General features: G+C 37.6%; 16 protein-coding genes. All 16 read left to right on the forward strand.

Features of this window, described 5'->3' with window-relative positions; translation table 11 throughout:
* The first annotated feature begins 6 nt into the window (after positions 1-6).
* The 16 genes from B5F78_RS01045 to tssD (B5F78_RS01120) all read left to right on the forward strand — a co-directional run bounded on the left by B5F78_RS01045 (position 7) and on the right by tssD (B5F78_RS01120) (position 19,965).
* Positions 7-1,542 (forward strand): serine/threonine protein kinase, encoded by a 1,536-nt coding sequence (locus B5F78_RS01045; protein WP_087248472.1) that lies wholly within the window; start codon positions 7-9, stop codon positions 1,540-1,542.
* A complete protein-coding gene (locus B5F78_RS01050) occupies positions 1,535-2,527 on the forward strand; it encodes a serine/threonine-protein kinase (RefSeq protein WP_087405726.1) in 993 nt (330 codons plus the stop codon). The genes B5F78_RS01045 and B5F78_RS01050 overlap by 8 nt, the downstream gene beginning before the upstream one ends.
* Before the next feature lie 2 nt (positions 2,528-2,529).
* Positions 2,530-3,444 (forward strand): PP2C family protein-serine/threonine phosphatase, encoded by a 915-nt coding sequence (locus B5F78_RS01055; RefSeq protein ID WP_087248476.1) that lies wholly within the window; start codon positions 2,530-2,532, stop codon positions 3,442-3,444.
* 48 nt (positions 3,445-3,492) lie between these two features.
* On the forward strand, positions 3,493-4,041 hold the full coding sequence (locus B5F78_RS01060) for an FHA domain-containing protein (protein ID WP_087248478.1): 549 nt from the start codon (positions 3,493-3,495) through the stop codon (positions 4,039-4,041).
* 18 nt (positions 4,042-4,059) lie between these two features.
* Positions 4,060-5,580, forward strand: a complete 1,521-nt coding sequence (locus B5F78_RS01065) for an FHA domain-containing protein (RefSeq protein WP_087248480.1) — start codon at positions 4,060-4,062, stop codon at positions 5,578-5,580.
* Positions 5,577-7,244 carry a WG repeat-containing protein gene (locus tag B5F78_RS01070; protein ID WP_087405727.1) on the forward strand — a complete coding sequence of 556 codons (1,668 nt, stop codon included), beginning with the start codon at positions 5,577-5,579 and terminating at the stop codon, positions 7,242-7,244. Before B5F78_RS01065 ends, B5F78_RS01070 begins: the two co-directional genes overlap by 4 nt.
* Positions 7,245-7,262: 18 nt before the next feature.
* Complete coding sequence (locus tag B5F78_RS01075; protein WP_087405728.1) at positions 7,263-7,943, forward strand: porin family protein; 681 nt, start codon at positions 7,263-7,265, stop codon at positions 7,941-7,943.
* 34 nt (positions 7,944-7,977) lie between these two features.
* On the forward strand, positions 7,978-9,855 hold the full coding sequence (locus B5F78_RS01080) for a hypothetical protein (RefSeq protein WP_087405729.1): 1,878 nt from the start codon (positions 7,978-7,980) through the stop codon (positions 9,853-9,855).
* Positions 9,856-10,094: 239 nt separating this feature from the next.
* Complete coding sequence (locus B5F78_RS01085) at positions 10,095-11,327, forward strand: hypothetical protein (RefSeq protein WP_140399973.1); 1,233 nt, start codon at positions 10,095-10,097, stop codon at positions 11,325-11,327.
* Between the two features lie 62 nt (positions 11,328-11,389).
* A complete protein-coding gene (locus B5F78_RS01090) occupies positions 11,390-12,916 on the forward strand; it encodes a serine/threonine-protein kinase (protein WP_087405731.1) in 1,527 nt (508 codons plus the stop codon).
* Positions 12,903-14,654 (forward strand): WG repeat-containing protein, encoded by a 1,752-nt coding sequence (locus B5F78_RS01095; RefSeq protein ID WP_087248491.1) that lies wholly within the window; start codon positions 12,903-12,905, stop codon positions 14,652-14,654. Before B5F78_RS01090 ends, B5F78_RS01095 begins: the two co-directional genes overlap by 14 nt.
* Before the next feature lie 19 nt (positions 14,655-14,673).
* Positions 14,674-16,917, forward strand: coding sequence for an AAA family ATPase (locus B5F78_RS01100; protein WP_087248557.1), 2,244 nt, complete (start codon positions 14,674-14,676; stop codon positions 16,915-16,917).
* Positions 16,918-16,937: 20 nt separating this feature from the next.
* Positions 16,938-17,384, forward strand: coding sequence for a hypothetical protein (locus tag B5F78_RS01105; RefSeq protein WP_087248493.1), 447 nt, complete (start codon positions 16,938-16,940; stop codon positions 17,382-17,384).
* 222 nt (positions 17,385-17,606) lie between these two features.
* On the forward strand, positions 17,607-19,013 hold the full coding sequence (locus B5F78_RS01110) for a hypothetical protein (RefSeq protein WP_087248495.1): 1,407 nt from the start codon (positions 17,607-17,609) through the stop codon (positions 19,011-19,013).
* 26 nt (positions 19,014-19,039) lie between these two features.
* Positions 19,040-19,450 (forward strand): type VI secretion system tube protein TssD, encoded by a 411-nt coding sequence (gene tssD, locus B5F78_RS01115; protein WP_087248497.1) that lies wholly within the window; start codon positions 19,040-19,042, stop codon positions 19,448-19,450.
* 68 nt (positions 19,451-19,518) lie between these two features.
* Positions 19,519-19,965 carry a type VI secretion system tube protein TssD gene (gene tssD, locus B5F78_RS01120; RefSeq protein WP_087248499.1) on the forward strand — a complete coding sequence of 149 codons (447 nt, stop codon included), beginning with the start codon at positions 19,519-19,521 and terminating at the stop codon, positions 19,963-19,965.
* Positions 19,966-19,975: the final 10 nt, after the last annotated feature.

Here is a 19,975-nt window from a genome sequence, read left to right on the forward strand (position 1 = left end):
TCTCCGATGCAAATCAGAAGATTACAGGGACAAACCGAGAAACAGAAAGGCATATATTACGAATATGATGCCGATTCCCCTCCGCTAGGAGAGGGGGGAATGGGAGTTGTATATCGTGGCTTTTGTGTAGATGAAAAAAGCGGTGTGCGAACAGAAGTCGCGATAAAAGCATTGCATGACAATCTTCCTGAAGAAGTTTATGCCAGGGCTGAGCGTGAAGCTTCCATTCAATTTCGGCATGACAATCTTGTAGAGATGTTAGGGCTAATAAGTGTCTTTGAAAAAAATCGTTGGGGCGAAGTAATCTATCATCATTATGTCATTAGTGAATTCCTGCATGGTATGGAGTTGTCTGATTTATTAGTCGGGCATTTTGACAATGTAACGGATCAGGATAATGATTTCGCTCGTAACCTGTATAGAAACTACGTAAAAGACAAGGAAAATACATCCATATATATCATTAAGAATATTTTGTCAGGAGTGTTGGCATTGCATGATAAGGGGTATATTCATCGTGACATTGATCCAAGCAATATAATGGTGACCAACAATGGCTGCATAAAATTGATAGATTTCGGTATTGCAAAGAATCTGAATGCTTTAGGTTCTAAAGACAAGTTAATGACAGCAGCGGGAAAATTCATAGGGAAAGCAGAATATGCTTCGCCGGAGTTAGTATTGGGTGATGTCAAAAGCCAGAATTATACGACAGATATCTATGCTTTAGGTATTCTTTTTTACAGGCTTTTAGTAGGAGAGTTGCCTTTTACGGGCAGTCAATACGAGGTTTTGCAGGAACAGCTTAAGCGTAAAGTCCCTGTAAAAAATATAGAAAATAAAGCATTGGCGAAAATCATTCGGAAGGCAACAGAAAAAAAACAAACGAATCGGTATCATTCCATTGCTGAGTTCCGAGTTGCAATTGATATGGCAGAAAAATGTCCTTCGAAAAACAATCTTTGGAAATATGCTGTAGCCATAGTATTGGTCGTAGGCGTGGGTTGTGGTACGTGGTTTTACTTTGCACATAATGCCGAAAGCACAAACGCAATTCTTTCAGAACCGACACTATCTGAACGCTATAAAAAAGCTTTGTCATTATTAGATTCTAATATGGAAAATTCTGTTAAATTAGGGTTTAAGCAAATGCAGGAATTGGCTAATGAAAACTATGATAGTGCAAGAGTTGAAGTAGGAATTACTTATTTTTCAGGAACTAAGAGTGATATGCTCCTTCAAAGAAGGAAGCATTTAAATTTGAGCAACGATATTGATAAATTTGAGCTCAATAAAGTTATAGAATACTTGTCTAAAATACAAGACACATCAGTTTTAACTCCTGAAATGTATTATATATTAGGAGCCGCCTATTACACAGTCGATGCAGAGAATAATATATTGAAAGCTTTAAATTCTTTTGAAAGAGCTTTAAGGCTATTGGAACAAAAAGTAAACTCTCGGCACGGATATGATAACGAAGAACTTCAGAAAGTCTTAACGGAGAATATAGAATTGTTAAAATCCATCAAGTATGAATAATAACACTGTTCAGCAAGTATACCAACGTGAAGGGGATCCGCATATTTATCTACAGGTCTCGGGGCAGTGGTATTACTATGATCCGAACTCTACCCCATTAGGCAATGGTGCAATGGGAACAGTTTATTTAGGATTTAGTTGCAACTCCAATCAAAGAGTTGCAATAAAAAGGGTCAAGGATATATATGCCAACAATAAAATGATTAGAGAAAGGGCAAAACAAGAAGCCTCCTTGTCTTTTTCCCATCCGAATCTGGTGCAGATGATAGGTCTATGTGAATATAATCCTGATTATGGACCTATATTTATTTTAAGCGGTTATGTAGCTGGAATAACCTTAGAAACCCATGTCAGGGAACAGTTAAATGCTTTACCCCCGGCAGATAGAATAGAAAAGATTTCTAATGAAATTTGTAATGTGTTGGATGCATTGCAATATCTTCATTCCAGAGGGGTGGTACATCGGGATGTAAAACCGTCTAATGTGATGATAGAAAATGGTTCAACAGTAAAACTTATGGATTTAGGAATAGCCAGGATGAGTGGAGGAAATAAATATTCATCTTTTGGTTTTATCGGAACCCCACAATATGCTGCTCCTGAACAGATTTTGCGAGATTCTGCCGATACGGAAATCAATGCGCAAACAGATATTTATTCTACAGGAATCACGTTCTATGAATTGTTAACAGGACATAATCCTTTTAAGACAAATATAGAGGCCGAGATTTTATCCAGACAAATATCCATGAAGTTGCCGTATGACAAAAAAATCCCGAGAAGATTATATAATGTTATATTAAAAGCAACAGAAAAATCCCCATCAAAACGCTTTAAATCTGCACTTGAGTTCAAATTAGCAATAAAGGAAGCTCTTCAAGGGGAAAGTAATCCGATCAAGGAAATGTTTGAAGAACACAAGAAACTGATAATAAGCGTAGCTGTATTGTTGTTTGTTCTTTTAATTATCTTATTTATAATATAATTATGGTCACACCAATTGAAATAAATGGAGAAATATTAGGTTTTATCGATTCCCGAATAGGAGGAAGAAAAGAAAATCAGGATTCAGCCGGTATAAAAAAAACGACACTCGGATATCTGATAGTAGTATGCGATGGTATGGGGGGTATGCAGGGTGGTAGTGTTGCATCTCAGCTTGCTGTCCAGAAGATTCTTGAGACCATGGCTTCAGCAGATAAACAGGCTAACCCTTCTATGACGTTGATTAAAGCCATCAGAAATGCGAATATGGCCATTATTGAGGAGGGTAAAAACACTCCGGAACTTCAAGGTATGGGGACAACAGTAACAGCACTCCTTCTGACACCCCGTTCTGCTATTGCAGCTTATGTGGGGGACAGCCGGATATATCAATTGAGGAAAGGGAAAAAAATTTTCAGAACGTTTGATCACTCAATGGTATTTGAGATGGTCAAGAAAAAAGTCATATCCGAAGAACAAGCCAGACTGTCTGCACAATCTAATGTTATATTAAAAGCACTCGGAATAGAAACAGATATGGAAGTTGAGACAATTGAACTTCCTTACCGAAAAGGGGATCGGTTCGTTCTTTGTACAGATGGTTTTTGGGGAGCCATGCCGGAAGATGAATTTATTAAACATTTATCCGAAAAGAAATCCATTGACAAAATACTTGATTCCACGGCAAATGTTATAGAAAGCATAGGGAGGAACAGCGGAACTGAATATGACAACTTGACTGCAGCCATATTGGAGATGAATGGCAATTCAACTTTAAAGAAGAAGATGAAAAAGTCTACTAAAATCTTATTGGTTATTTTGTCTTTATTGCTGATAGGAGGGGTTGTGTTCAATATCCTTATGCAACACGGTGACTATTCTTTTTGGGAAAGGATTTGCAACATGATTAACAGATAAAGGAAGAATATCCTTTTATGGGAAATAAGCCAAATAGAAATATAGGAAATGAAAAAGATATATACAATAGGTAGGGATGAAGGATGTGATATTGTAATACCGGACAACACCGACATTATCAGTAGGCTACATGCAACCATTAGGGTTGAGTCGAATGGCAAGATATTCTTGACAGACCAAAGTCGGAACGGTACTTATGTCAACGGAATGAAAATGTCCTCCAATGTAGAGATACCCGTATCGCGTAAGGATGTTGTATCATTTGCGCATATCTATAATTTGGATTGGTCATTGATCCCTTTTCAAAAGAAAAATACACTTCGAACAATGCTAGTAGTAGTTATGTCGTTAGCTGTTTTAACTGGTATTGCTTTAGGAACAAAATATCTCTATGATAATAACCGGCAGGTGGCGCCAGTGGAGCCTCAACCAATAGCAGAACCACCAACAGTCATTCCGGAACCTGAACCTGATACGGTAATTGTCAGAGACACTGTAGTTGTGAAGCCAGAAGCCCCCGTTCCACCTAAGCAGGAAAATAAAGACACGATTAAAGCGAACAAAACAAAAGAAGAAATTTACGATCCTATATACTAAATAAAAACATATATACGCATGAAGCTGATTGTAATAGGAAGTGGGAATAATTCTCATATAAGATTAAATAGCCAATTTGTTAGTGGTTATCATGCCGAATTGCTGTTGCTTGACAATGGAGAAATCCTGTTGACGGATAAAGGAAGCAGGAATGGTACTTATCTTAATGACCATAGGCTGCAACCGGATAAAGAGGTTCCAGTAAAAAGGGGTGATGTTATCCGCTTTGCAGATCAAATATTGGATTGGAATAAAATACCTGCCCTTCCCATGCCAGACATGTCTAAAATTAAAGAGATGAGAGGGATTGGAACGAATTTCAGAAACAAATATCAATTACAAGGGGATAAAGTCAGCCGTTTCCACGCAACACTCAAATTAATGAGCGACAAGAAATGGTATATACAAGACCATAGTAAAAACGGGACAACAGTGAACGGGCGGGCAATCCCTCCCAATCAAGATGTGAAATTAAAAAAAGGGGATAAGATATTATGTGCTGGGGTATCGGTTCCAAATCCATATGGTGAAGGGAAAACTGTCAATTATAAAAAAATCTTTTCCGTTTTGTTCATTGTGCTCCTATTATGTGGCGGCATATATGGAATTTATCGCCTGATTGGCAATAATTGGGATAATAAACCTACAGCATTGTCTTATTCTGGCAAGCACATGTCAGATGAAGAAATTTATACCAAGTATAAAAATTCGACTGTGTTATTATTGGGATTTTATTATTACAAAGTTTCTGCCGGTAATTTGGATTTGGAGAAATTGGGACTGCCTACTGAAGTCGTTTGGGCGAATGGAACAATTCAAAAGGTTGATGGAGGGCGTTCTAAAATGAATAGCTTTACTGGAACAGGATTCTTTGTTTCAGAGGACGGTAAGATTGTAACCAATTTACATATCACTAGACCTTGGTTGTTTGATAAGGAATTGTCTATGATATCAGATAAATACAAAATGCTTATCGCTACTGTCGCATCCGAAAATCCTGCACTTAATGCTTTTACTTCTCAAATTAAGGTAGAAGGAGTGCTTTCTTATATTGGTATGGTACCTAACGGCTCCTATTTTAGCGTGGAAAACTTAAAGCAATGTCGGGAATTGGTCGGGCATGACAATATAGAAAAAGATGTCGCCATACTGCAATTGGAATCCAAAAGGTTACCTGATGAAAACATCTGCATAGTAGACTTGAATCAAGCTGTTATTGATGATTCGGAAATAAGGGTCGGATCACATATATACACGATGGGATTTCCTTTCGGTTTAAGTCTTCAAGACTTGAAGTCATCTAAAGGAGTACAACTCCTTGCAAATGGTGGAAGCATCACACAAGAATGCACCAGATATTCCTTTGGATTTAATGCCCCATCATACGGAGGTGCAAGCGGATCTCCTATATTCAATGACAAAGGCCAATTGGTTGGGGTATTGAACTCTGGAGTGAGCAAAAGTCAAGGTTTCAACTATGCCATAAAAGCAATTCATGCGAAAGAATTATTAACCCAATCAATGGAGGATAATAATTGAAAGCTTTTATTCTATTTGTAATAGTGTTGTTATTCCCTGCTGCCAGTGGTATGGCTCAAAGTATGGAATGGTTGTGTCGTCCTGGAAGTTTTTCCGGAATACAATACATGGGGCATGATTTATTTAAAGTACAATCAGAGGGGAAATGGGGGATAATATCCGCTGTTGACGGGAAAGAAGTGTTGGAAGTCAAATATGATAGTATAACTTCTTACGTTGAAAATAGAGCCTTGGTTTTGGATAAAACGGGACGTAGGATATTGAGTATTATAGACCAAAACGGGGAAATTTTGCGTAGTTTTGCAGATAAACCCATATATGCGACAGCCTATCCTTATTATAAAGAAGGGCTGTTAGGGTATAAAGACGAATCCGGCTTATGTGGTTATCTAAATAATCAAGGTAATATTTCGATTAAAGCCCGCTTCTATTTAGCTGCACCGTTTCAAAACGGCATTGCAACTGTTCAATATGCCGATGGAGATGGATATTATGGCCTTATCAACAAGTCTGGTGGCTCTGCTATTATATCGGATACAAAATACAAGTTCTTAAGTTCTTTGGTTGATGGACGACTATTGGCTGTAACTTCATCTATAAGAGGAGGTGACTTGTTGAGAATCATGAAGCTGGATGGAAACAAGTTAGATGGTGTTAAAAAGCTTGAAAGCAGAATGTTCGTTGACCTGTCTGATGATTTTACATATTTGGCAAGCCAAAACGGGCATCATTACTACATTGACAATCAGTGGCGTATATCAGGGGCAAATTATAATTTTGACCTGCCTTATAAAATAAATGATACGCCATTGTTCATTACCGAAAGTTCTGAGTTGCTCAGCAAGCAAGAGACGCAGGATGGAATTCAAATAACATACTTAGGAAAACCTATATTGGAGCATTCGTTTAATTCTGTAGAAACGTATGAGAAAAAGTATGCAATAGTCGGTGCAAAAAATAAAACAATAGGTATTCTCAAATTGAATCCTTCAGCCGGCATTGAACTGGTTGCTCCTACTCAAGTTATTGTCTTCCATCATAATCCGCTATCAAGCAATTTGACAGGGAATTTGGACGAAATGGAGCCTCAACAATATGTGGAAGTTGAAGTGGACATGAAAGATGTGAATCCTTTACGCTTGAAATGCTATATCAACGAAGACGGCTACTTGCGTTATGCCCCATTAAAACTACACGGAGAAGTTTGGAAATTGCATCTGCCCTATTTTCAGTCCGATACGAAATTTGATAATGTAACAACCCGACAAGTGGATATTGCAGTAACTTATGATGGTTTGGAATGGATGCATCGCTTGATAACCTTGTCTTCAAAACACGAAGAAGGGTATGATGTTAGTGTAACGGGTGGAAATTCAACTGATGAAAAAGGTAATGCTTTGCTTAATATCGTAATAGAATCGAAGGTCGGAAAGTCTAATGTTACTACTCAGGTTAAAGTATCAGGGGGCGAGGAATATAGTTTTGCACCTGGGGAAAAAATGGCAATCTCTATACCCGTTTATATCCCTGAAGGGGAAAGTAGAACGTTTACATATAATATAACTATATCAGAAGAAGGTTGCCCTACGATAAAGAAAGAAATCAGCAAGATGGTTACTCATCCAAAACGGGAAAGGGAAAAGAAAAAAATCACTATTATATAACCATTTAATAATTATTTTATGAGAAAGAAATTGTTCATCTTAGCTGTCAGTGCCTTTCTTGCATTGAGCAATGTCATGGCTCAGGTCAAAATAGACAGGGGGTATGGCAATCCCAAAACTGAAACAGATGGGAGATTGGTAACAAAACGTCATGGCTCTGCTTTGGCTATAAAGTATGGTGTAAAAGCTGGAGTCAATCTTTCGAATATAAGCAATGATATGACGTTTGACCCTGGTTTCTCTATGGGAACAGGATTTCAAATTGGTGCTTTGATGAATTTCCACTGGGGGCAACGGACGGCAAGCAGTCTGCCTGGGACGGGACTGTGGGGACTGCAACCGGAAGTGTTATACTCATATCAGGCGATAAAAAGTGACGGTGGTGATATCAAACTCAATTATATAAAAATCCCAGTAATGCTGAAAGTATATCCGTTGTCTGCACTTAGTATCGAGGTGGGACCGGAGTTCTCTTATCTGTTGTCATCTTCTCCGGAATCTTTAGAGTTGAGTGATGCCAATGTAAAGATAGGAGATTGCAAAGGTTTTAATTTGGGTATAGGAGTAGGTGCTGCATACGAGTTTGATTTCGGCTTTATGGTTGGTGCTAGATACTCAATCGGCCTTACCGATTTAGGGGAGAATTTGAAATGGAAAAACAACAACAACATTCAAGTCACGGTAGGCTGGCTGTTCTAATCCGATTTATTAACGTTATAACATAGGAATATATATGAAAAAGATAATAGCAGGTCTTCTTATAATCGTAGGAGCATTTGTTTCATGTACAGACCAAGAAGAAATTGAGATTAATTATAAATCAGAAATTGGTATAACTGCAGCTCACATATTTGATGACTATGAACAATTTCAGGCTGGGGATTTTGATATGAACAAAGATGGATGGAAACTTAATTTGTTAGCTTTAGTTTATAATGAAAATGGTCAGCTTGTAGATAAAGCAGAGAAGCTGTGTAATAACTTATCTGAATCTTTGAATTATGCACCATATTTGGCACTTGGTAATTATACTGTAGTTTGTATAGCTGATTTTAGAGATGGTCTCGGTGGCACTGGATACAAATTTTGGAATATAGAAAATGAATCTAATATTCAAGATTTATCGATAACAGAAAACAGCAGTTATTTTCCTGTCGTATTTGAAACTCTCGGCATAGATGTACAAAAAATCGAAATAACAAATACATCTAAGGCTATTACTGCTGATATCAAACCTGTAACAAGTTTGGTACATGTTTATATGAGCGACAAAGACTATTCTGGATGGGGTATTGATGGTTATAGTAGATTCTCTGTTTTGACCGACGGCTACTTTATTAAAGCGCTTAAAGCTAAAAATAATGTAAGATTTGAAAATGGGAATTTTTCTTTTAACTATAGTGAACAGTTATCTAATTATAATTTGGCAATATCAGAAGTACTAACGAAATGGACTGATAAAAAAGCTCCAACAAGTTATCTTTATCGTGCATTACTTCCGGAAGAAAGCAAAGGATTCAGTTTCCATATACAAAAAAGAGAATTACCCCCAGAGTATTACGATACATTTATTAAATTTTGTGGTGAGTTTGATACAGAGGGTACAAGTGAAATCTTGCCGGAAATTTCATCAAATAAGCAATATGTAGTTAATATGATTCTTGATGCGATGCAACTTGTTGTAATGGAATATCCCGCCGACTATAATCATGAAAGATACACAGAGCAGTTTGTAGCTGACTACAACAACCAGCTAATGGAGGATATGGTTAATACTAAGTATGAAAATATACTTGGAGAAAATGAAGACTATGCAAACGTGTTCTTAGATATGGAACCATATGATCACAATACATTATCTAATCTATATGTTTCTTACTATCCACGCTCAAAGGCTAATCATTATGAACAATTTGTAACAACAGCATATTTAAATCCGGATTTTAGCAGTTGTTGTCAAATTCAACTACTTCTTCCGACTTTATCAGATGAATCTTTTGATTATCTTAAAGGTCTCCTATCTGAGAAATTCCAAGCTGAAGAAGAAGGCAAATATGGTCCGAACAATTCTACATACATTGAGTTAGGAAAATCTGAAGAGGATTCAAAATTCCGTGTTGCATTAGAAAGGAGATATAATGAAGATGAAGATCAATATACTTATTTCTTGAGTTATAATCTTCGTTCAAAATTTTATCCTCAAGAAGAAAATTTGTGGATAGACTTTACCACTCTGTTTGGCTCTGATAAAAATACGGTAAGATCAGCAATGGAAGATTACGGCTGTAACTATAGATTCTCTGACAATTCTTATTCTGCAAATGGAAGTGATTATTACTACATCGAGAAAAATGATTATGCAGATATTGTAGGATTCGTATTTAATACAGATAACCAAGTCTCTGAATATTGGGTTTACTATAAACCTATTAAAATTAGTGATATCCGTGACTATTTGTCAAGGATATACACTGCGGCAGAAAATGAGAGTAATGAATTTGCGCATGTGTTCTATAATGGCAATAGAGATTTGAAAGTCGTGCTTGACACAATAAATGGTGCTGTTATTTACACTAAGTTGGATATGAAACAGCATGAAACGCCTGTCTAATCCAATCAATAAAGTCAAATGAATATTCGCAAGTTACAGAGACTATTACTACTCAAAACGAAGGTATACTTACTTTGCCCACTTAGTATATTTCCGAATGGAGTTGAAGTTATCTCCGCATGCTATTGAAGTATATATTCATTTTCAGAGGGTATGAACTTGCTTTTACGAGCATTCACATAAAATCATAATGTTGCATATAATAGATTGCTATGAAGCTTAGAAATAAATACTTCTATATGTTAATCATGTTTTATGTTAGTGCAAATGCATTTGCACAAAACATCGAACAGATTTACATGAAGAACGGCTCCATTATAAAGGGATATATTGCTGAACAAATCCCCGGAAAACAGATAACGCTTCAAACTGAAGAAGCTACTATCGTTGTAAATAGTGATTCGCTTCTGAATAGAATAACCGAAAGGATTCCATCAGAATCATTATCTCAAGAATGGAAAGAATGGGCGGAACAAAATGATAAGTACGTAAAAAGCACAAGTGGTAAATCGTTGGAATTAACGACTTTGGAGTTTAAGAATAGTACATTCCACAGGGTTTTTTTATTGGAAAAAGGTTCGTTAATTAAATTTCTAGATCTTGGGCGAAGCCAATATACATTTGCTTGGGGGGATATGTATCGCAGTGTGAAAAACAGACGACCAGAGAATCTCTTTTCAGGTGTCAAAGAAATAGTGGTACTTGATGATGGTACTGAGATTACCGGGCAAATCATAGAACAATTTCCAGGACGAAATTTGAAAATACTGACCGATGATGAAGAGGTATTGTCTTTCAAATTCAGCCAAGTGCAACAAATTCGAACGGAAAAGCTAAGTGATAAGTTGGATTTATGGTCACAAATACAGTTGCTTGACCAAATTCAGGTTAAAGAAGAACATGGTTCTTTAGTGGGTTTTATTTCCTCGAGGACTTCAGGTAAAGAACTTGTTTTCAACTTTGAAGACGGCAGCAAGCGTACGATACCACTTAATAAAATTGTATCGTATGCTAAAATTCCCAACGAGAGCTATGTAGCTGTATATGATAAAATTTTGAAAGAAGGCGAAATCCTTCTCAATGGGAAACCTGCATATTTTGTACAACTTAACCCCGTTGGCTCATATCTTGTGTTAACTTCAGTTGTATCTGCACAAGCAACGGTGGGTGATACCATTTGTGTAGAAGCCAATTTGGGAAATGTAGACAATGTAATAACTTTGGTAAAGGCTCATGTTGAAAATGTAACAGTTCCAAACGGCAAAAAGAAACGGATTGTCTCTCTGCCAGTTATCACTTATCAAGATTTGGTGCAATCACCCATTGGAATTAATCGCGAAGTTACTCCATTAAGCAACATCAAAATTACATTTCCCTTAAACGAAACCGGTGACTATGTATTATATATTCAAGGAAAAGAAGACTATATAGTGATTAATGTCATAAATAAAAACGGCAATAGTAAGAATTAAGCCATTAGGCAATTATTTTGTAGGTAGTTGATGCTTATTTAGCTAAAATTTGAAGACATATTATGGCAATAAGAAAATTGCAAGGACAGAAAGAACGTAACGAAGGTGTTTATTATGAATTCGACACGGATGCTGACATTTTAGGTGAAGGCGGAATGGGGCGTGTCTATCTTGGCAAAAGAATTGACAGCAATGGAGGTGTAACTCCAGTAGCTATCAAAGCGATGTTTGAAGGACTTCCAGATCTTGTGATTGAACGAGCCAGACGGGAAGCTTCCATACAACTGCACAATGAGAGCCTCGTCCTTATGTATGCTTTTATAGAAACCCAGGATAAAGACATGCTTGGTGCTGACGTCACTCATTATCATGTTATCAGTGAATATCTGGATGGCATAAGTTTGGCGAATTTAATTGTTGGTGATTTAGAGGATAGACACGGTGTGGTGCACCCCAGTATAGAAAAACTTTATGAAGAATACATTGATAATCGGGAGCAGAAATCCACAGAGATTATAAAGAAAGTTTTGGCAGGAGTAATGGCTTTGCATGATGTGGGCTACATCCACAGAGATATAGACCCAACGAACATCATGGTAACTACAGACGGGAAAATCAAACTCATCGATTTCGGTGTAGCCAAGCAGTTGGTTCGGCTTAATACGGCAGATAAAGGATTAACTTCTTCCGGACAATTTTTAGGAAAAGCAGGGTATGCAGCCCCCGAATTGATTCTTGGAGATATCCGGCATCAGAATTTTTCTACAGATGTATATGCGATAGGTATTCTATATTTTCAGCTATTAACAGGGCATCTACCTTTTAAAGGCACTTCTTATGATATGATGGAAGCCCAGTTACAGAAAACGATACCATTGAAAGCCATCCAATCTTATCAAATCAGAACTGTCATTAAAAAGGCCACTGCTAAAAAGCAATCGGAACGTTATACGACATCGGCTCAATTTAGAGCTGCAATTGATGCTTTTGTCTTTCCCGAGCCATGGTACAGAAACAAAACGATACTAACAAGTGGTATTGCAGTATTGGCAGCAGCCGTATGTGGGTGTATTGTTTATTGGTCATTAGCCTCTTCTGCCTCTGAACCTACTCCGGAAGAATTATACCAAAGTTATTTAACCGAACTAAACAGTTCGGAGCCAGAAAAGACATCACAAGGCTTTGACGGCATGTTGAATTTAGCGGAAAAGGGTTACATGCCTGCAATGTACCAAGTCGCTTATACGTATGTGTGGGCGCCAAAGGATAGTTTGTCTTTATTGCGCAAAAAGAATTTAGGACTTATTACAGATTCATTGGGACTTCTGATTGAAAATGCAAAGAACGAAGAAGCAATGACTTGGTTGAAAAAGGCTATTCAAGCGTCAGATTCGACCAACTATCAGGCCATGTCTTGGTTAGCGCAATATTATCTGAATGGGATGGTTGTCAATCGTGACATTGAGGTTGCAGTTAAACTGCTAAATAAGAGCAAAAATGAGGCTATAAAGAATCAAGACAAAGAGCATATAGAAAAAATAAATAAAGTCTTATCACGCATTAAAAAAATAAAGCATGAAAATGAATAAGAAAATGTTAGCTTGGGTCATAATGGCATGTTTGAGTTTATCTGTGCAAGCACAAATAGCCAAGTGGTTGGTACGCCCTAATTATGACTTTATAGAAATGATGGATTATGGTTTATTGAAAGTTGCTTCAAATGGTAAAATCGGCTTGTTGAATAAAGAAGGGAAGGAGATTCTTCCATTGGAATTTGACAGCATTACTGCATTTAAAGAAGAAAGGGCTTTGCTTTTCAAGTACGGGAAACTGTATGGTATAACAGATCCTTATGGGCAGATCTTTTCTATAGAAGGAAAAGAATATAAATTACCTGACGGAGTAAACCGTTTTTATTCTGGGTTGTTGTTGGTTAGGCAGAACAATCAATATTTCTATCTCAATACTGAAGGCATACAAGTTTTCGGTCCGTTTGCTGAAGCGTATCCATTTTTTGATGGTCATGCTTTGGTGAAGTCTTACGCAGATTATCCTAAGAATCCGAATGAGACATATTGTGATTTTATCAATACAGAAGGTATTCCTTTTGTATTGCAAGATGAAGATAAAAAAGATATTAGTTTTATGTCTTCATTTCATAATGGAAGGGCAATCATAGCAATTAAAAAGAAATTCTATACCATCGATTCAGAAACCTACGAACTGACTCCTATTTCGATAGATAGCACATTCAACAAAAAATCATTGGTTGTTTCTCCTGCAAAAGAAATTCCAATAATAAAAGGAGACGAGGGTTATTTAGTTGGTGCAAAGAACGGCAAGTTCATTTTTGATCAATTTATGCGATTAAAATATATGGAGCTTTTGGGAAACGAGCCGGTAATCAGTGAATTTCCACTGGAGTCAGAGCGTACTTATACGAGTGTATTTAAAAAGTTATCCAAGGATAACCGTTATGGGCTGGTTTTTAAAGGGAAAGAGCTTCTTCCTCCTCAATTTGACGAGATTCTTCATTTGGAGGATGATTTGGCTATAGTGAAGTCTGACGGCAAATGTGGGGTGATAACCGTAGACTCGGATAACAATTTCTTGTTTAAGTTGAATAACAATGAAAACATTGGTTTTAATCATCAATATTATGATGCTAAGCTGACAACTTTGATGCCTCCTTATATTAAATGCACATCAGCAACAGTGGCAAGCCATTCAGAGGATTGTGAAATACAAATAGAATCCCGTACGGAAAATGAAAATGTCGAAGGGAATACATTGACCTATAATTGTCGTTTATCTATACCCAAAGATTTGACCGATACATTGACTGCACACGATTATTTTTATTCGTTACGTTACGATGGACTACTTTCTGTACCTCATAAAGTCACGATATCTGAGTGGTATGTAAAATACTACGAAGTGAATTTATCCAATACCAATTTCTCTATATCTTCAGCCAATGATACAATTTCAGTTGAATTTGATCTGATAAAAACTGATGTAGCAAGAAATGATGAAAGCAATTATTTCAAGAATGTGGAAGTTGTCGCTTCAAATTTTTCGGAGCAGCCTATCTTGAATAAAATAACAGAAAACCATTATATCTTTCAGTTGTTTGGCATAGACCAAGAACGTATCAATTTCTCTGTTCGGATTACGGAAATTGGTTGTCCAACCATTGAGTATCCATTTGAAATGGTATTTGTTAAGCCAAAGCCACGAGAGAGGAACAAAAAAACAACAGTGACTATCACTCCTATACAAAAGAAAACGACTCCGGTTGCAAAGGAAATTATTTTGCTGGATTAATGAATTAATGAATACAAATATGTTGAATAACTTTAGTGATAGTACCTTAGAAGTCTTCCAAATTGCGGAAGCCTACGCTAAGGAAAACATGAATGCGGCAATAGAACCGGCTCATATCCTGAAGGCATTGCTTCATAAAGATGTGGGGTTAGTCTCATTCATTGAAAAAAGCTTGAATGCGGATTACTACTATATTCTTGATTGGGCAGACATGCGGATTAAGATGTCCAAAAAGAATTATGATTCTTCTCCGCAAAAGGGTCTTTCTCCACTTTCAAAAGCTGTCGTTAATGAGGCTGACAGTGTCCGAGTGGCATTGAAAAAAGAATCTATTGATCCGGTTTCATTACTGATAGCTATTGTAACTCCTGGGGTTGGTTTCACATTTGAACAACTTAAGACACTTCCGCTTCAGAAAGAAGATATTATGGCTGTTTGCGGAAACTTTGGAGAGGGTCAAACAAACGCAGCGAACAATTCTACAACTCGAACTAAAAACAATGGAAATAAGAATGTAGCAACATATTGCATTTGGAAAAACCAAGAACAGATAGAAGGAAAGCTTCCTGAAGCTGTAGGTTTTGAAAAAGAACTGAATGAAATATTCGGCATTCTCGGAAGAAAAACAAAAGCCAATATTCTTATCACAGGAGAATCCGGTGTGGGCAAAACCACCCTAATCCACGCACTTGTACAAGCTATAGTAGCAGGAAGAGTACCTACCTTTCTTCAGAATGCACAAGTTTACGAACTTGATACAATCGCTCTATCTATCGGGGTTTCTTATAAGAGCGAGATTGAAAGCCGAATGAAAAAAATCTTGGATGAATTGTCTGATATGGATAATGCCATCCTAGTCATCGAATCGTTCGACCAATTAATGGACAAGCAAGGAGCGTTGAATGGAACCATAAACTTACTGAAAGCTTCGTTAAATCAAGGATTGCTGTGTGTCTGCACTTCTTCTATCGAGGGATTTACAAAAAATATAGAAACAGATAAAGAGATTACCGGAAAGTTTGAGCGGATTATCCTAGAAGAACCATCTATCGAAAGTACTGAAATCATACTTCAGACTGTAATAAAGTCATTTGAAGAATTCCACAAGTTAAAGGCTTCTGATGATTTATTGATAAATGCCATTCGGCTTGCCAAAAGATACTTCAGCGAGAAACACTTGCCTGAATCGGCAATTGACTTGATCGACCGTACCATGGCTTTATTGAAAATAAAAAATGATTTACATCCCAATGAACGGAAAGAAATCGTAGGTGTAGAACATTTGAAAGAAGTCGTATCTCAGAAAACCGGTATACCCTTAGGCGATGTGCAAGCTGCCGAACGCGAGCGGCTTGTCAATGCTGAGGAAATTTTAAAGAAGCGTGTAGTCGGACAGGATCATGCCATTAAAGCCGTATTGGATTCTATCTATGAATCCCGTTCCGGTTTGAATAAGAAAGGGCAGCCTATTGGTAGTTTCTTTTTCTTAGGACCGACGGGTACAGGGAAGACTGAGTTAGCAAAATCGTTGGCGGAATTTCTCTTTCAAGATGAAACCGCAATTTTGCGTTTCGATATGTCTGAATACAAAGAGGAACATTCAGTAGCGTTACTTTATGGGGCACCTCCGGGTTATGTCGGTTATGAGGAAGGTGGTCTTTTAGTGAATCAAATCCGACAAAAGCCCTATTCGATAGTTTTGTTTGATGAGATAGAAAAGGCACATCGTTCCGTATTTGATTTGTTTTTGCAAATTTTAGATGAGGGGAAATTGCATGACAGATTGGGAAGAGTTGGCGATTTTTCCAATGCTTTGATCATATTTACATCTAATATTGGGAGCCAGTATATTTTTGAACAATTTGAAAAAGGTTTAGTACCGACCCATAATGATATGCTTGAAGTAATGCAGGGATATTTCCGTCCTGAATTTTTAGCTCGTCTAACAGAAATAGTTCCCTTTGCGCCTATCAACGAAAAGATTGTGACTGTGATATTCAACATTCATTTAAAAGGATTATTGAAAACATTAAGTGAGCAGAATATCACTCTTCAGGTAGACGAAAAAGCAATTCATAAGATTGCTATAAATGGATTTAATGCTCAATATGGAGCAAGACCGATTCTAGGCATTCTTCGTAAAGACATCCGTCGTCCCTTGTCGAAAATGATTATTTCCGGCGAACTGCGAGAGGGTGATCATGTTACACTTGCTTTGGACGAAAGGAATGAATTGAAATGGGAAATTATACATCATGAATAATTATTTAAACATGCAATAATATGGCAAAGAAAACCGTAATTTCAAAAGTCCTCGATGCGGAGGCGGTAGATGGGATTATTGAGTTTCCTCAAAACAAGACCCTCTATGTGGATCAGTTTACTGATATGGCACCTGTTAAACCGGGTGATGTGTTCCAGCCGGAAACAATGGAAGATGTGTTTAACCATTACCAACCGGAAAAACGCAATGTGCAAATGTTGGATTTGGAAGGACGTCCGGTTAAAGAAAACTTCAAGTTTAATGCCCTTAAAGATTTTGATGACAAGGAACTTATCAAACAAAGCGCTTATTTAAGTCAGCAAAAAGCGACAATTGATTCTTTTAAAACTATTGAACAACAAATGATTAAAAATAAAGTGCTTAGACGTGCTTTTGAGAACGAGGAGAGCAGAAAGCACCTTATTACTGCTTTGCAGTCTTTGTTGGCTGAACTGGAAAAGAATTAATTATACTATGGCAGTATGGATTTGTGTGTTTTGTCCCAATCCCCCTCAAACGAACATAAGTGATAGACCAGACTTACTTATGTGAAACGTCCGAGTTACTTATGTGAAACACCCAAGTCACTTATGTTCATCAAAATGCATGCTTGAGTCATCACATAGTTTACAATATGCACATTTTAATGCCGCTTAAAATAAAAGTCTAACTCAATAAATTCAAATAATATGCCAGAAGAATTAAAATTACAGCCTCAAGCAGCCAATACCATAACAACAGCAGAAAGTGCTTATTTGGATGAGGTGAAGAAAATTGAAAATCCGGCTGAACGTCTGAAAGAAAGCTTGGAAGGACTGGAAGATTATGGAGATTTCGACCTTTTGGAGACAATGGCTGACGGACTTGAGAATATGAATCCGGAAAGCAGGGCCGCTAAAAAGATATTTTTGCAAGACAGTGAATTCGCAGAGCAACGTAAACGTCTTAAAACAGACTTGCTTATGTGGTTGAGTATCTTGGATAGCGATGCAACCACAGCTTCAGAAGCAGTGGACAAATGTCAGGAGGCTGCCAAAGCCGCAGAGAAGAATCTTCTTCAAAATTTAGGGAGCGTGCATGAGCAGACACGTAAACTGGAGATTGCATACCGTTCGCTTGGAGAGTTTTTTGCTAATTCCGGCCAATCCAAATTGAAATGTTTAAACCTTATCAATGTAGATAAAGAAGATTTAGGAGATCCAGATGGTCGTGTATTTGCAGCTGTCCGCGATGAGCTAAATAGAAGTTTTGACCGGTTATCCCTCAAGGAAAATTATTCCTTGTTAGTCAGTCCCGGTTATCTTGGAAGTAAACAGATTGTAAATATGTGGGGACAAATGGCATACCGCAACAAAGTAATGTTGGTTACAGACTATGCAGATTCTCCTACATTGAAACTGCTTAATAAAGGATTGGACAAAGCGAACTTAAGTGACACCGATGCATACTTGGCCAACGTCATTATGGCTTGTAATTACATCCTTGGACGTAAGAAATCAGATGAGGCAAATGATGAAGAAGAAGATTTGTTCTTGCCGCCTTCTGCAGCAATTGCCGGGCGCATGAGCAATACGGATGAAACCCCTATTTCACAAGGTATCGCCGGGAAAAAGTATGGCACAATAGACATGGCAAAAGGGACACGTCTCGATTTGTTAAAATCTGAATTGACTGCTTTAATAGACAAAGGAGTAGTTCCTATGACGTTTGAAGAGAACCGTGTAATGGCTTTTTCAAACCGTTCTCTTTATAATGGTGCTACTATTGGTTTGCAGGAATATCCGATTGTACGGGTTTTCGATTGGATAGGCAAAGTGTTTTCTAATTTCTTTAATGACGAGGCTTTTAAAAATTGGAACGGTAAATTGGCACAAGAAATCCGTGAGCAGGTTATTGATTTCTTGGAAGATTACAAGGGACCTGGCAAACTTATAGAAGGGTACTCGAATCCCAAAATCGTTCGTAACGAGAAAACAAAAGATATTGAAATTGAGATTGAGTTAAAACCATTCTTTGCAGCTAAGAATTTCTACATTAAGTTGACCGGACATAATGGGGATAATGGCGTAACAGAATGGACAAATGAAATCAAATAATTTATTCACTTAAAAAAATTAAAATCATGGCAGCACCTAGAACAGCGCAGCTAAAGGTTGACGGATGCGAAGATCGCGAAGTCACTTATGTACAGTATCAGTTCAATCAACAGATTGACGTGGAAGGACAACCTACAGGTACAACCCGTGGTGGAGTAATCAACTTGAAGGTTAAATCAACAGATGCCGGTAATACAGACTTATTGGAGTGGACATGTGACTCTTACGGTTCAAAGAATGGCACCATCACATGGCCTAACAAACTTGGCGGTATCATGAAAACTCTTTCTTTCATTGACGCTTATTGCGTAAGTTATGAAGAAGTATATGATGATACCAACACAGATCGCATGTATGAGTCTATTACTATTACTTGCCGTCAGCTCACAGTGACGGGTAAGGGTAGCGTAGAATACGATAATCACTGGGCTCTTTAACTAATTTAAAATTAAAACACGCGACTGCCTGCGTTGCAGGCGGTCGCATTCCTTAACTCAACGAACGCATGGCATTTAAGGCAACTTTGATAATGGACCAGCAAAAAACTTCGGCTGCAGAGGTCGAAGCTTATAATGGGAAAAAATATGAATTGGTAGAATGTGAGTATGAATTTTACCAATCGCTGGACGAAAGCAGCAAACCTGCATCCAGGCCGCAAAGCGGATTGATAAAATTTGTTATGCCCGCCCAAGGGGACGATGATTTGTTTTTTTACAATTGGATGTTCAACCGCGCGGAGACACATGACGGGACGATTGAAATGCTGCTGTCGACTGACGACAATCAAAAAAAATACCTCCACCTCTTTTTTGAAGATGCCTACTTGGTGAACATGTACCAATATTTTAATAACAGCAATAGTCTGTTGGTGCGGACAAAAATCACACTTAGCGCAAGGAAATTCACCTTCGGCGGTTCGGCCAACTTTGAAAATGATTGGATAACCCGATAACAATTGTTCC

The organism is Bacteroides sp. An279, from assembly GCF_002159615.1.
Classification (GTDB): domain Bacteria; phylum Bacteroidota; class Bacteroidia; order Bacteroidales; family Bacteroidaceae; genus Phocaeicola; species Phocaeicola intestinalis.

Coding starts and splice junctions, on each gene's coding strand:
- B5F78_RS01045 (WP_087248472.1), top strand. CDS start 7: ATGCAAATCAGAAGATTACAGGGACAAACCGAGAAACAGAAAGGCATA.
- B5F78_RS01050 (WP_087405726.1), top strand. CDS start 1,535: ATGAATAATAACACTGTTCAGCAAGTATACCAACGTGAAGGGGATCCG.
- B5F78_RS01055 (WP_087248476.1), top strand. CDS start 2,530: ATGGTCACACCAATTGAAATAAATGGAGAAATATTAGGTTTTATCGAT.
- B5F78_RS01060 (WP_087248478.1), top strand. CDS start 3,493: ATGAAAAAGATATATACAATAGGTAGGGATGAAGGATGTGATATTGTA.
- B5F78_RS01065 (WP_087248480.1), top strand. CDS start 4,060: ATGAAGCTGATTGTAATAGGAAGTGGGAATAATTCTCATATAAGATTA.
- B5F78_RS01075 (WP_087405728.1), top strand. CDS start 7,263: ATGAGAAAGAAATTGTTCATCTTAGCTGTCAGTGCCTTTCTTGCATTG.
- B5F78_RS01080 (WP_087405729.1), top strand. CDS start 7,978: ATGAAAAAGATAATAGCAGGTCTTCTTATAATCGTAGGAGCATTTGTT.
- B5F78_RS01085 (WP_140399973.1), top strand. CDS start 10,095: ATGTTAATCATGTTTTATGTTAGTGCAAATGCATTTGCACAAAACATC.
- B5F78_RS01090 (WP_087405731.1), top strand. CDS start 11,390: ATGGCAATAAGAAAATTGCAAGGACAGAAAGAACGTAACGAAGGTGTT.
- B5F78_RS01095 (WP_087248491.1), top strand. CDS start 12,903: ATGAAAATGAATAAGAAAATGTTAGCTTGGGTCATAATGGCATGTTTG.
- B5F78_RS01100 (WP_087248557.1), top strand. CDS start 14,674: ATGTTGAATAACTTTAGTGATAGTACCTTAGAAGTCTTCCAAATTGCG.
- B5F78_RS01105 (WP_087248493.1), top strand. CDS start 16,938: ATGGCAAAGAAAACCGTAATTTCAAAAGTCCTCGATGCGGAGGCGGTA.
- B5F78_RS01110 (WP_087248495.1), top strand. CDS start 17,607: ATGCCAGAAGAATTAAAATTACAGCCTCAAGCAGCCAATACCATAACA.
- tssD (WP_087248497.1), top strand. CDS start 19,040: ATGGCAGCACCTAGAACAGCGCAGCTAAAGGTTGACGGATGCGAAGAT.
- tssD (WP_087248499.1), top strand. CDS start 19,519: ATGGCATTTAAGGCAACTTTGATAATGGACCAGCAAAAAACTTCGGCT.